The organism is Apibacter sp., assembly GCF_025291155.1.
GTDB lineage: Bacteria > Bacteroidota > Bacteroidia > Flavobacteriales > Weeksellaceae > Apibacter.
Genome location: NZ_JAMBJZ010000004.1, coordinates 1 through 12729 on the forward strand (window position 1 = coordinate 1; position 12729 = coordinate 12729).

14 protein-coding genes and 1 tRNA gene are annotated in these 12729 nt (G+C 31.1%); 4 read left to right on the forward strand and 11 right to left on the reverse strand.

What is annotated here, in order from left to right:
• The 5 genes from M3Z80_RS00910 to holA form a co-directional block, all read right to left on the reverse strand.
• Positions 1-613 (reverse strand): pyridoxal phosphate-dependent aminotransferase (locus M3Z80_RS00910; protein WP_293916644.1); only part of this gene is annotated, 613 nt, incomplete at its 3' end.
• Between the two features lie 71 nt (positions 614-684).
• Positions 685-1965 carry a histidinol dehydrogenase gene (gene hisD, locus M3Z80_RS00915; RefSeq protein WP_293916645.1) on the reverse strand — a complete coding sequence of 427 codons (1281 nt, stop codon included), beginning with the start codon at positions 1963-1965 and terminating at the stop codon, positions 685-687.
• Positions 1966-2033: 68 nt separating this feature from the next.
• A complete protein-coding gene (hisG, locus tag M3Z80_RS00920) occupies positions 2034-2891 on the reverse strand; it encodes an ATP phosphoribosyltransferase (protein ID WP_293916647.1) in 858 nt (285 codons plus the stop codon).
• A 313-nt stretch (positions 2892-3204) separates the two neighbouring features.
• Positions 3205-3327, reverse strand: coding sequence for a hypothetical protein (locus M3Z80_RS09765; RefSeq protein ID WP_366519834.1), 123 nt, complete (start codon positions 3325-3327; stop codon positions 3205-3207).
• A gap of 246 nt (positions 3328-3573) precedes the next feature.
• A complete protein-coding gene (holA, locus tag M3Z80_RS00925; protein WP_293916650.1) occupies positions 3574-4584 on the reverse strand; it encodes a DNA polymerase III subunit delta in 1011 nt (336 codons plus the stop codon).
• Positions 4585-4594: 10 nt separating this feature from the next.
• Between holA and M3Z80_RS00930 the strand changes: the two genes are divergently transcribed.
• Complete coding sequence (locus tag M3Z80_RS00930; RefSeq protein WP_293916652.1) at positions 4595-5038, forward strand: type I restriction enzyme HsdR N-terminal domain-containing protein; 444 nt, start codon at positions 4595-4597, stop codon at positions 5036-5038.
• A gap of 37 nt (positions 5039-5075) precedes the next feature.
• On the opposite strand, the gene M3Z80_RS00935 is transcribed toward M3Z80_RS00930, so the two are convergent.
• Positions 5076-6293: an MFS transporter gene (locus M3Z80_RS00935; protein WP_293916654.1), complete on the reverse strand. Its 1218-nt coding sequence runs from the start codon at positions 6291-6293 to the stop codon at positions 5076-5078.
• Between the two features lie 187 nt (positions 6294-6480).
• Here M3Z80_RS00935 and M3Z80_RS00940 point away from each other — a divergent pair, with 187 nt between their 5' ends.
• From M3Z80_RS00940 to M3Z80_RS00950, 3 genes are all read left to right on the forward strand, one after another.
• Entirely contained in the window at positions 6481-6891 is a 411-nt protein-coding gene (locus tag M3Z80_RS00940) for a hypothetical protein (RefSeq protein WP_293916657.1), read from the forward strand.
• Positions 6892-6964: 73 nt separating this feature from the next.
• Positions 6965-8038 (forward strand): 2Fe-2S iron-sulfur cluster-binding protein, encoded by a 1074-nt coding sequence (locus M3Z80_RS00945; protein WP_293916659.1) that lies wholly within the window; start codon positions 6965-6967, stop codon positions 8036-8038.
• Between the two features lie 177 nt (positions 8039-8215).
• Positions 8216-9394: an acetyl-CoA C-acyltransferase gene (locus M3Z80_RS00950; RefSeq protein ID WP_293916662.1), complete on the forward strand. Its 1179-nt coding sequence runs from the start codon at positions 8216-8218 to the stop codon at positions 9392-9394.
• 785 nt (positions 9395-10179) lie between these two features.
• On the opposite strand, the gene M3Z80_RS00955 is transcribed toward M3Z80_RS00950, so the two are convergent.
• The 5 genes from M3Z80_RS00955 to M3Z80_RS00975 form a co-directional block, all read right to left on the reverse strand.
• Positions 10180-10250, reverse strand: a tRNA-Cys gene (locus tag M3Z80_RS00955).
• Between the two features lie 49 nt (positions 10251-10299).
• Positions 10300-10659, reverse strand: a complete 360-nt coding sequence (gene folB, locus M3Z80_RS00960; protein ID WP_293916664.1) for a dihydroneopterin aldolase — start codon at positions 10657-10659, stop codon at positions 10300-10302.
• Positions 10660-11613, reverse strand: coding sequence for a methylenetetrahydrofolate reductase [NAD(P)H] (metF, locus tag M3Z80_RS00965; RefSeq protein ID WP_293916665.1), 954 nt, complete (start codon positions 11611-11613; stop codon positions 10660-10662).
• Positions 11614-11706: 93 nt separating this feature from the next.
• Entirely contained in the window at positions 11707-12171 is a 465-nt protein-coding gene (cdd, locus tag M3Z80_RS00970) for a cytidine deaminase (RefSeq protein ID WP_459251431.1), read from the reverse strand.
• Between the two features lie 123 nt (positions 12172-12294).
• Positions 12295-12726, reverse strand: a complete 432-nt coding sequence (locus M3Z80_RS00975; protein WP_293916669.1) for a nucleoside-diphosphate kinase — start codon at positions 12724-12726, stop codon at positions 12295-12297.
• Positions 12727-12729: the final 3 nt, after the last annotated feature.

The window sequence follows — 12729 nt, forward strand, 5'->3', positions numbered from 1 at the left end:
TGCTTAAGGTTTGGAAAATTACCAAGTGTGGATAGCGATTGATTTTATCTATATATGACCTTTGATCGGTAAATTCTATATAGGCCTCATCTACAGCTACGATTCCGTTAAAATTATCCAATATATAATCTATATCTTTTGGATTCATTACATTTCCAGTTGGATTATTAGGCGTGCAAATTACAATTACCTTTAGGTTTTCATCTGTAATATATTTTTTAATTTCTTCTGTGTTAATTTGAAAATCGGATGTGAGGGGGATGTCTATGACCTCTACATCGTTTAGTTCAGCTGCAACCTGATACATTCCGAATGTAGGGCTGAAAAACATCACTTTATCTTTGCCGGGATTGCAAAATACTCGATAAATATGGTCAATAATTTCATCACTTCCGTTACCAACAAAAATTTTTTCAGCATCAACATTTTTAAGTTCACTTAATTTTTGTTTTAATTCCCTTTGATAAGGATCGGGATATCGATTGTTATTACCAAAAGGATTTTCATTAGCATCTAAAAAAATTCCTTGAATTCCTCCCGATTCATCTCTTGCAGATGAATAAGGATGCATGTTAAGTACATTTGAACGGGCTAGCTGATTTATATTTTTCATGGGTATAATTGATTGAGTTATAAGCGTAAATTTTTTAATAAATTTTAATAATGCACATTGTCTTAGTTTATTTAGCTATGCTTTAACCGTATGCTTACAGCGTTTTTATGAGCTTGTAATTCTTCAGCTTCAGCCATTAGCTCTATAGTTTTTCCAATGCGTTGAAGGCCATCTTTACTAAGTTCTTGAAAAGTAATTTTTTTTAAGAAACTGTCCAGAGAAACTCCGCTATAATTACGAGCATACCCATGGGTAGGCAATGTGTGGTTTGTGCCACTGGCATAATCTCCGGCGCTTTCACAACTATATTTACCTAAAAAAACAGATCCTGCATTTTCAACATGTTGTGTATATTGTTTTGCATTAATAATGGTTAAAATTAAGTGCTCCGGTGCATAAAGATTACTGAATTGGAAGCATTCATCCAAAGAATTAAATAATATGCCTACGCTATTATCCAGTGCTTTTTTCGCAATTTCTTTCCGCGGAAGATCTTCCAATTGAATCTTTATAGCATCTAAAGTATCGTGTAATATTTGTTCATCTGTAGTAAGAAATAAAACCTGGCTATCAGTACCGTGCTCTGCCTGAGAGAGTAAATCTGCGGCAATATATTCAGGGTTAGCAGAAGAATCTGCAATTACAAGCACTTCACTAGGACCAGCCGGAAGATCTATGCAGACTTTGAATTCTTGAGCATATTGTTTTGCTGCAGTGACATATTGGTTACCGGGACCAAAAATCTTATATACGGATGTAATGGATTCAGTTCCTAGTGTTAACGCAGCTATAGCTTGAACTCCTCCAACTTTATAAATCTCAGTAATTCCAATTTCTTTTGCAGCAAAAAGAATAGCAGGATGTATTTTTCCCTCTTGGTTAGGAGGTGTACATAAGATTATTTCTTTACAACCGGCAATTTTAGCAGGAATTCCTAGCATGAGTGCGGTTGAAAAAAGGGGAGCAGAGCCTCCGGGAATATACAATCCAACTTTTTCTATAGCCCGAGATTCTCTCCAACATTCTACGCCGGGTTGTGTTTCGATTATTTCTTTCTCCTCTTTTTGAGAGAAATGGAATTTTTCAATGTTATTTTTTGCTTGTATGATTGCTTCTTTTAATTCGGTAGAAACTAATTCATCCGCTTCCAATAGTTCTTCTTCAGAAACTTTGAGAGTTGTAAGGACTACCTTGTCAAACTGAAGCGTATATTTTTTCAATGCCGCATCTCCTTCATTTTTTATGTCCGTAAAAACTTTTTCAATTGTTTCCCGAAGGGAACTTTTCTCGTTTTCCGGTCTTTGAGTCAAACGTAACCAATCATTTGTATGAGGATATTTTATAATTTTCATATTGTAAATTTGGTAAAGATTAAAAGATATATTTTGATAATACTTTTATATTCCAATGAGTATAAATCTTATAGAATCATTTTTTCAATAGGAATAACTAAAATTCCTTGAGCACCATGTTCTTTTAATTGCTCAATGATATCCCAAAATTTATCTTCCTTAATTACTGAATGAATGCTACTCCATCCTTCTTTAGCCAAGGGTAAGATAGTAGGGCTTTTTATTCCAGGTAAAAGAGAAATAATATCTTTTACTTTTTCATTCGGGGCATTTAACAAAATGTACTTGTTTTCTCTAGAATGTAAAACCGATTGTATCCTAAACAGTAATTTTTGAAGAATTTGTTGTTTTTCTTCAGATAAATTTCTTGATTTTATAAGTACTGCTTCACTTTTGGTTACTATTTCTACTTCTTTTAATCCATTCATTAGAAGTGTACTTCCGGTACTAACAATATCGAATATGCAATTGGCTAAGCCTATTCCGGGCGCAATTTCTACACTTCCGCCTATTTCTTCTATCTCTACCGATAAATTATTCTTATCACAAAATTTCTTTAAAATTTTAGGATAGCTGGTTGCTATTTTTTTATTATTGAAATAAGAAATACCGGTATATGATTCTTCTTTAGGAATTGCTAAGCTCATACGACAATTTCCAAAACCTACTTTCTTTATAATTTCAATGTTGCGGTCTTTTTCCCAAACTTCGTTTTCTCCTAAAATTCCTATATCCGCTACATTTTGTTCCACATATTGTGGTATATCATCATCCCTGAGAAATAAAATTTCAATAGGAAAATTTGTAGAAACTGTTTTTAATTTTTGATTTCCATTCGGAATTTTTATTCCACATTCGCCTAATAAATCGAGTGATTTTTCACTTAAACGTCCGTTTTTTTGTATAGCTATTTTCAGTTTACCCATTAGTCATAGTTTATAATTTTCATTTGTATTTGAAATAGGTCTAAAAAAAAACCGCCCGAAAAATCAGGCGGCTATTATTTATTTTTTTCATTTTGCATAACAAAATTACTTACCTCACCTGATTGTAAGTGTGTAAATAATGATGATGAAAATGTAGTTGAATCATATTTTGTCTTTTTTATTGGAACAAATTTATAAAAAATATGGAACAGAAATAAAAATAAATTGTAATAATATAGAATTTTGGCAATTTTTTATTCGTTTAACTTTTATATGGCACTCTGTTTTTTTTATTTTGAAAAACATAGAATATTTAATAAATCTTATTAACTAAATTTATATATAAACTATCGTATTTTACTTCCATTGATTTTAAAAAGTCCTTAAAATGCTTTGTATTACTATGAGAAGTAGTAGCTTCCCGCGATTTCCATATTTCAAGTAAATAAAGTTAAATATTTTGATGCAGATTGTAAGAGATGTTTCCTTATCCTTTGCGGGATTTGTCTGCTACGGAATATAAAATATTTTTTATTTCATCAAGATAATCAAGCTTTGCCTGAATCGTTGCAATAACTTTTAATTCTGACATGGTATTAATAAATCAAACAAATATAATTTGAATTATGTATATATTATTTATGTGGGTTTTTAATAATAGTAAATAGTTAGTTAAAATTAATTAATGAAGTATTTTATATAACATTTCCATTAAAATATCTTTAGAGGTTGCATGAGAAGAAACCTGTACTCCTTTTGATTTCATATCGGCGTCTCGCAAATAAGAAATACATGCAGTAGTCTTTTTTAAGGAATAATTTTTTATAGCGGTTAGATATTCATTGGCAAAAAAAGGATTAATTCGAAGTTCTTTTGCTATATTTTGAGGCGTTTTTACTGGCAAAGTATGAACAATGAGAATATTAGTAAATAAGCCGATTAAAGTTCCAAATGTCAATACGATAGGATTAGCTTTAGGGTTTTTTTCAAAGTAATCTATAATTTTATAAGCCTGTTTACTATTTTTCTCAACAATAGCTTTTCTTAACTCAAAATTGTTGTATTCTTTACTTATCCCAATATTACGTTCGATTATTTCAGGAGTAATTTTTTTAGAATTACCCAGAATTAATTTAAGTTTTTGAATTTCATTATCAATACGGGAAAGTTCTGTTCCTAAAAATTCAGCCAATAACATTCTGGATTTTTCATCAATTTCCAATCCGTAAGATTGGCATACTGTACCGATCCATGCCGGAACCTGGTTATCGTAGAGTTTTTCACTCGAAAAAATATATCCCTGCTTGGTAAGTAATTTAGTGAGACTTCTTCTTTTATCTAATGATTTATACTTATAATTTATAACTAATACAGTGGATTGTTGAGGGTTTTTGATATAATTTTCAAATGCTTCAGATTTTTCAAAAGGCAATCCTTTTGCCTCTTTAATTACTAAAAGCTGTTTATCGGCTCCCATAGGGAATTGTTTGGCTAATGAGATAAGTTGATCTAAGTCCGATTCCGTACCGTAAACAATGTTTTGGTTAAAAGCTTTCTCCTCTTCTTTTAATACATTTGCTTCAAGCAAATCGTTTATTTTATCTATATAAAAAGGCTCATCACCCTGTAAAAAATACACGGGTAAAAACTGTTTATTTTTAATATCTTTGACTAAATTATTGTACTCCTTCATAAATAGAATTATGGAACTTCCGGTTTTAAATTTTCCTAAAAAATATAATTTTCAAATAAAAGAGGATAAATCTGTTTGGTATATTTTTGACGAAGTTAGAAAAAAATGGTTAATTCTGACCCCAGAAGAATGGGTAAGACAACATATTATTTTTTTTATACAATCTGAAAAAAAAATTGCTAAATCAGCGTTTATTATTGAAAAAAAAATTGTGCTGAATCAGCAAACCAAACGATTGGATATATTGCTATATAAAAAATCTGAACCTTTTGTATTAGTTGAATGTAAAGCACCCGAAATTGCTCTTACACAAAGTACATTTGAGCAAGCGGCTCGTTACAACTCTCAAATTAAGTCAAAATATATTTTATTAACTAATGGGCTGAAACATATATATTTTGAGTACGACCGTATAAATAATGAATATAAGGTTGTGAATGACTTTATTTGGTGATAGATAAATAATTTATTTTTATAATTAAATAGACATATTAGTTTTTACTTATTTTTTTAGTGTTAGGCAAAAAGCTCGCAGCCAAACCTAATAAGGGAAGAAAAGAACAGAGATAATATACGTATTGAATTCCTGTTCTATCAGCTATTTTTCCTAAAATCGCTGACGCTATACCTGCAATTCCAAAAGCTAGACCAAAAAAGAGCCCTCCAATGAGTCCCACTTTTCCGGGCACTAATTCTTGAGCATAAATAAGTATTGCTGAAAAAGCAGATGATAAAATTAACCCTATAATTATACTTAAAATACAGGTCCAAGTAAGATTGGCATAGGGCATGATGAGGGCAAAAGGCGCAGTGCCCAAGATGGAAAACCAAATTACGTATTTTCTTCCGATGCGATCACCTACCGGTCCTCCGATAACAGTGCCTGCTGCAATCGCAAATAAGAAGGCGAATAAATATAATTGAGCCTCATCAATACTTATCCCAAATTTATTAATAAGATAAAAGGTGTAATAGCTGTTGAGACTTGCCATGTAAACGTATTTTGAGAAAATGAGAACTAGTAAAATTCCTATAGCAAAAATCACTTTTGATCTTGGAAGGGATTTGTTTTCAATAGATTTATCATCTTTATCGTTTTTAGCTTGTTCCTTTTTAGCCTTTAAGAGGTATAAATTTTTCTTATACCATTTACAAATAATAAGCATAATTCCAATGCCTGCTATAGCTATGATTGCTAACCAACCAACATTTTTTTGTCCGTAAGGGGTTATAATCCATAAAGCAATTAAAGGACCTATAGAGCTGCCAAAATTTCCTCCAACTTGAAAAATAGATTGGGCTAATCCATGTTTGCCTCCAGATGCTAGATAGGCTAGGCGCGATGCTTCAGGATGAAATATAGAAGAACCTAAGCCTGTAAAAAAAACGGCCAATAATACATGAGTGAAGCTAGTAGCAACCGCCAAAGATATTACTCCTATCATACTAAAGGTCATGCCTATAGGTAAAGAGTAAGGTTGAGGGTGCTTGTCCGTTATTATTCCAATTACAGGTTGGAATAAAGAAGAAGACATTTGATAGACCAGCGTTATCAATCCGACTTGTGTAAATGTTAAGGCTAATGAATTCTTTAAAAGAGGATATATTGCAGGAATTACCGATTGTAGAGTATCATTAAACATATGGGATACGGCTAATAAAGATAATATGGTAAATACTGTTCCCGTCTGATGAGATGAATTTTTCATATTTACGTTAAAATCAAGAAATAACCGCAAATATATTATTAATTGTTCTAATTGGAATAGATTTGGATTATAAAAAGTTGATAAGCTATCATTTAAGCTATTTGTCCCTGTTTCAACTTTGTCGCTTCACTACCTTATTTTGCTAATGATAATAAAATGATAAATCAATAAAATAAATTTAGTTAATATGGAAAATAAATCAGGTTCGTGGAAAAAAACAATTATTATAATTTTACTCTTGATTAGTATTCTAGGCGTTGGAATTTTTTATGTGTATTACTATGTTCCCTATGGAGATAGCAGTGTTAAATCGGGACAATTAAATTATATCATGCACAAAGGAATTATTTTCAAAACCTATGAGGGTAAATTAATTCAGACAGGATTTAAATCAAGAGCTGCCGGCGGTATGCAATCCAATGAATTTGAATTTTCAGTTGATAACGAATATTTAGCCCATAGATTAATGAAGCTAACCGGAAAAGATGTCATCCTTCATTATAAGGAATATTTTGGAGCTTTGCCTTGGAGGGGCTATACTAAATACATTGTTGATAGTATTATTTCTTCTGAAGATCATACGGAACAAATGCCCTAATGGAGTAGACTTTAAAAATTTAATTTTTTTAATTTAAATCCGGTATTTTTGCGTATCAAAAAGTAAGAAGATTATGCACTTTTATTCTTTATGCGTACAAAAATTAGAACTGCTTACTTCAAGAAGTATGAGAATAGATTTATCGATTCCCGACGAATTACAATCAATATTTAGATGGAAGCCCGGACAATTTATTCGTTTTAAGTTTGATATCGAAGGACAAAGCGTTGAAAGAGAATACTCCATCTGTACTGCGCCTTATGAGGGCTATCTCTCATTTGCTGTAAAAAAGACTCCCCATGCCTTTGTTTCAAAATATATACAAGAAAATATTAAAGAAGGTGATCAATTATTAGTTTCTGCCCCTATGGGAGCATTTGGGATTCCTTCCCGACCCAATGAAAAAAGGACTATAGTAGCTTTTGCGTCAGGTAGTGGCATTGCTCCTATTATGAGCATTTGTAAAGATACTTTATACCATGAACCAGCTGTTCAATTATATCTTTTTTATGGCAATACTAATGAAGAACAAACTATTTTCAAAGATGAACTAATTAACTTAAATCAAGAGTATCCACAAAATTTCTTCCCTCATTTTTTTTATTCTCAACAGGAAGTGCAAGATAAGTTGTTTCACGGAAGATTAGATGAGCATAAAGTTAAATTGATTATTAATCAGATACTAGATTGGGATGAGGTAGATGAAGCTCTTATCTGTGGACCTAAAGATATGATAGTTACCCTTGCCAATGCTGTATATAAACACGGAATACCAAAAAAAAATATACATTACGAATTATATGAGCCCGTGGAAAAAGTTTTTTATGATGATAAAGTTAAGCGATCTACAGTTAAAGAAGTAAAGGTTACATATACATTTAAAAATACAAAGCAAACCATGAATTGGATAAATAATGGATCCTCTCTATTAAGAGCCTTATTAGACAGCGGAGTGGATGCGCCTTATTCATGTAAAGGAGGAATTTGTGGAGCTTGTATATGTACTTTGAAAGAAGGAGATGTTTATGTAGATGAAAATTTAGTTTTAACTGAGAATGATCTAAAGAATGGTAAGATTCTAACCTGTATGGCTCATCCTAAATCTGAAAAATTAATCATTAATCTGGATCAAAATACAATGAAATAATTATTCATTTTTAGCGCTAGTTATTTGTAAAATTGGAGTTCATTCTTATAATTAATAACTGATTTTTAGTTTTAATGATAGTATAAAGCATTATACTAATTATTTTTTTAATTAAAAGAAGTATATTTACCAAAAGTCAACGGAAAAACGGAAATTAAAATACTTTACCATTAAAAAATGAAAGAAATTGTTATTGTGTCTGCCGCGAGAACACCCATCGGAAGTTTTTTAGGCAGTCTATCAAGCCTTTCAGCAGTGCAGTTAGGAGCAGCGGCTATTGAAGGAGCATTACATAAAATTAAATTAGATAAATCCCTGATTGATGAAGTATTTATGGGCAATGTTTTACAGGCTAATGTTGGTCAAGCTCCTGCAAAACAAGCCTCTTTAGGTGCCGGAATACCTAACAAGGTTCCTTGTACAACCATAAATAAAGTTTGCGCTTCAGGAATGAAGGCTGTAATTTCAGGTGCACAATCCATTCTAGCAGGAGATAATGAAATAGTCATAGCCGGTGGAATGGAATCTATGTCTCAGGTTCCTTATTATATCACTAATGGCAGGAAGGGAAATAAATTCGGAGATCAGAAACTTGTGGATGGATTGATCAAGGATGGCCTTACCAATGTATATGATCGTAACCATATGGGAATCTGTGCAGATTCCTGTGCAGAAGAATACTCCATATCTAGAGAAGAACAAGATTCATTTGCAATTCAATCATATACTCGTGCTGAATTAGCTTGGAAATCAGGTAAATTTAAGGAAGAAGTAGTACCAGTTACAGTATATCAAAGAAAAAAAGATCCTGTACTTATCACAGAAGATGAAGAATATAAAAATGTAAATTTTGATAAGCTGAAGCAGCTAGTTCCGGTTTTTCAAAAAGAAGGAACTGTTACAGCAGCTAATGCATCTACTTTAAATGATGGAGCTTCAGCTTTAGTAATAATGACAGCAGAAAAAGCTAAAGAATTAGAGTTGAAACCTCTTGCTAGAATTATAGGATATGCAGATGCAGCTTGTGAACCTGAAAAATTTACGGTGGCTCCTTCATTAGCATTACCGTTAGCACTTAAAAAAGCTAATATAACCTTACATGATATAGATTATTTTGAATTTAATGAAGCATTCTCTGTAGTTGGATTAGCTAATTCAAAAATTTTAAATATTGATTTGTCAAAAGTAAATGTAAATGGAGGAGCAGTTTCTTTAGGTCATCCTTTAGGAAATAGTGGCGCACGTATTTTAGTTACCCTAATTAATGTATTAAAGCAAAATAATGGCAAGTATGGAGCTGCTGCAATTTGTAATGGAGGGGGAGGAGCAAGTGCTATGATTATAGAAAATATATAATTTTTACAAGATAAATAAAAAAGTTAGATTTCTCGAAAATCTAACTTTTTTATTTTTTATTCCGAATAAAGGAAGATTATCAAATTTTTTATACTTTGTAAGAGACAAGTTACTAATTGTTCTAGTAAAGAAATGTGACATCCTAATATATATTTGATATTGATTATCTTTAATTATTATTTATTTGAGCATGTCATGTATATGATTTAATAGTTAAAAATATTATTCAAATACAGAAGCATATAATCAATGATTTTTAAATTCCAAACTATATAATATTATCATCTGGGTTTATAATTTTTACATTTAATTAATTAGAAAAAAATTAAAGATCGATCAAAGAATGGATGAGTATAGTACCATACATTACTTTCAAAAAAGAAAAATAGGAAAATTTACATTTAATTTTTATAATGGAGCAATGAGTACTTTGCAATGCAAAAGAATGATCCAAGCCTTACAATATGTTAAAAATAAACAGATATGCTGGTTATTTAAGGAGAATATAAGTATATCTAAATTCTATTGAAGTAGCTGAAAATACTGGATAACCGGCTTAGAATAATATAAATGCGTTTGAGGAAGACTTCTATCTGTAAAGTTGAAAGAATTAGAACACATGAAAGAAGATATATTAAACGAAAGGAAGGATTTTTCTGAAAAAAAGAAATTTCTTTGTAATGAAGAAGAAAGCGTGTCAGACTCCAGAGAGATTAATTGCTACCTGAGCAAAAAACTAATATATATATAATATAAAAACCATCTCGAAGAGATGGTTTTTATTGAGGCTTCGAGCGGATTCGAACCGCTGTACAAGGTTTTGCAGACCTCTGCCTAGCCACTCGGCCACGAAGCCGTTTTATTGGACTGCAAATCTACAATTTTTTTTGAATAAAATTTAAAATCTAATAAAATTTCTTTTTAAAAGTTACTTTTACCTGATCTATATTTGCATTAACCGGTGGATTAACCTTTGCTACAGATACTTTAACGGCTGTAATCTTTTTACATTGCGTTTTTATTTCTTTAATAATACGATAAGCAACATGTTCCAATAAATGGGAACGTATAGCCATCTGATCCTTTACTATTTGCGTAATAATGCCATAATTAACGGTATCTTGAAGATTATCCGATCTTCCGGGTTTTTCCAAATTTAGCCATATTTTTACATTCACTATATAAAAAGAACCGATTTTCGCTTCTTCTTCTAAACAGCCGTGAAAGGCGTATATTTTTATATTTTTTAATTTTATTTTTTGCATTTAAAAAAGTTCTGTTGCAATTCTTCTAATATTTTCCGATCTACCCATTGAATAAAAATGTAGAACGGGTACCCCTTGTTTCATTAATTCTTTACATTGATTTATTGTCCATTCAATACCTACTTCATATACAGCTTTATTATCTTTACAGTTTTCTACAGCTTTAACCAATTCTTGAGGCATATCAATATGAAAAACATTAGGAAGTATAGTAAGATGTTTTTTAATGGATATGGGTTTTATTCCTGGAATTATGGGCACTGTAATTCCTAGTTCTCTACATTTCTTTACAAAATCAAAATATTTTTTGTTATCGAAAAATAACTGGGTGACTATATAATTTCCTCCAGCATTAATTTTTTGTTTCAGATATCCTAAATCTGTATCTAAATTCGGACTTTCAAAATGTTTTTCCGGATATCCTGCAATACCGATGCAAAAGTTTGTAGCTCCATGGGCATATTCTTCATGTAGATATTTGCCTGAATTCATATGTCCAACCTGACTAACTAATTCATTTGCATAGGAATGCCCTTGCGGATGGGGCTTAAAAAAACCTTCACTTTTTATTGGGTCTCCTCGTAATACTAAAATATTATCAATTCCTAAAAAATTGAAATCTATTAGGATATTTTCTGTTTCTTCTTTATTGAATCCTCCGCATATTAGATGCGGTACTGCATCGACTTTATATTTTTGTTGGATAGCTGCACAAATTCCAACTGTTCCAGGACGTTTTCTTGTAATAATTTTTTGGATTGATCCATTGGGTAACTCCCTATATTCATATTCCTCTCTATGATAAGTGACATCAATGAAAGGAGGTTTAAATTCCATTAAGGGATCAATGTTAGAAAATATATTTTGTAGATCTTCACCTTTTTTCGGGGGTAGAATTTCAAAGGAAAATAACGTTTTTCCATTGGCATTCTTAATATGTTCTGTAACTTTCATGTTAATTACTTTGGGACAAAATCGAGAATTGAAGGAATAAAATAAATTTTATTTTTTTACTAAATATTTTATAAGTGTTAAAAATTATATAATTTACAATGAGTTTTCATCGAAAAAAAAAGGAAGAAAATCTGCGCATTGGAAAAATTTTATTACTTTACCCTTCATACCAGTAAAAAGAAATTCAATAGGTTTTTTTTGTCTGTGTTCATATTCTAACAATACTTGTCTACAGGCTCCACAGGGTGATATGGGAATCGAATTTGTATCATCTTTTCCTGCTACTACAGCCATTCTTATTATTTTAGAAGAAGGATAATTGGCAATAGTATAAAAAATTGCTGTTCTTTCCGCACACAAGCCACTTGGATATGCTGCATTTTCTTGGTTATTTCCGGTTAATATTATTCCGTTATCCAGTAGTATTGCAGCTCCGACTTTAAATTTGGAATAGTTGGCATAGGCTAAATTTCTTGCCTCTTTAGCCTTGTTAACTAAAAGAAGATCATCTTTAGATAATTCATTCCAAGTAGAATATTCTTCATATTTTACCTTCATTTCTTTTATCATCTCAGTATTTATTGTGTGCACCTAAGTTACTAATAAATTATAACAAGGTTCTAAAGAATTAGAAAATATGATATAATTTATATAAATTCAAAAATATAAGTGGTAGTATTTTTATAAGAAAGAATAAATTTCTTTCTCTGCAAAATGAAAGTGAGCTTCGATAATTGCATTTTCATCGCTATCAGAACCATGAATAGCATTTCGTTGCATGCTTTCTGCATATTTTTTTCGAAGTGTACCTTCTTCAGCTTTTTCAGGATTGGTAGCACCTAGTAACCTTCTAAAATCTTCAACAGCATTTTCCTTTTTTAAAATGGCAGCAACAATAGGTCCGGAAGTCATAAAACTTACTAAATCATCAAAAAAAGGCTTATCTTGATGTATTGAATAAAATTTTTCAGCTTCCGTTTTAGTAAGAGAAGTAAGTTTAAGTGCCGTTATAATAAATCCGGCATCAGTGATATCTTTTAAAATTGTACTCGTTAAGCCTTTTGAAATAGCATCGGGCTTTATCATCGTAAAAGTATAATTAGATATTGACATAGT

Coding starts and splice junctions, on each gene's coding strand:
- hisG (WP_293916647.1), bottom strand. CDS start 2,891: ATGGGTAAACTGAAAATAGCTATACAAAAAAACGGACGTTTAAGTGAA.
- folB (WP_293916664.1), bottom strand. CDS start 10,659: ATGCAAAAAATAAAATTAAAAAATATAAAAATATACGCCTTTCACGGC.
- M3Z80_RS00975 (WP_293916669.1), bottom strand. CDS start 12,726: ATGTCAATATCTAATTATACTTTTACGATGATAAAGCCCGATGCTATT.
- M3Z80_RS00945 (WP_293916659.1), top strand. CDS start 6,965: ATGCACTTTTATTCTTTATGCGTACAAAAATTAGAACTGCTTACTTCA.
- hisD (WP_293916645.1), bottom strand. CDS start 1,965: ATGAAAATTATAAAATATCCTCATACAAATGATTGGTTACGTTTGACT.
- M3Z80_RS00930 (WP_293916652.1), top strand. CDS start 4,595: ATGGAACTTCCGGTTTTAAATTTTCCTAAAAAATATAATTTTCAAATA.
- metF (WP_293916665.1), bottom strand. CDS start 11,613: ATGAAAGTTACAGAACATATTAAGAATGCCAATGGAAAAACGTTATTT.
- M3Z80_RS00935 (WP_293916654.1), bottom strand. CDS start 6,293: ATGAAAAATTCATCTCATCAGACGGGAACAGTATTTACCATATTATCT.
- cdd (WP_459251431.1), bottom strand. CDS start 12,171: ATGAAGGTAAAATATGAAGAATATTCTACTTGGAATGAATTATCTAAA.
- M3Z80_RS00950 (WP_293916662.1), top strand. CDS start 8,216: ATGAAAGAAATTGTTATTGTGTCTGCCGCGAGAACACCCATCGGAAGT.
- holA (WP_293916650.1), bottom strand. CDS start 4,584: ATGAAGGAGTACAATAATTTAGTCAAAGATATTAAAAATAAACAGTTT.
- M3Z80_RS00940 (WP_293916657.1), top strand. CDS start 6,481: ATGGAAAATAAATCAGGTTCGTGGAAAAAAACAATTATTATAATTTTA.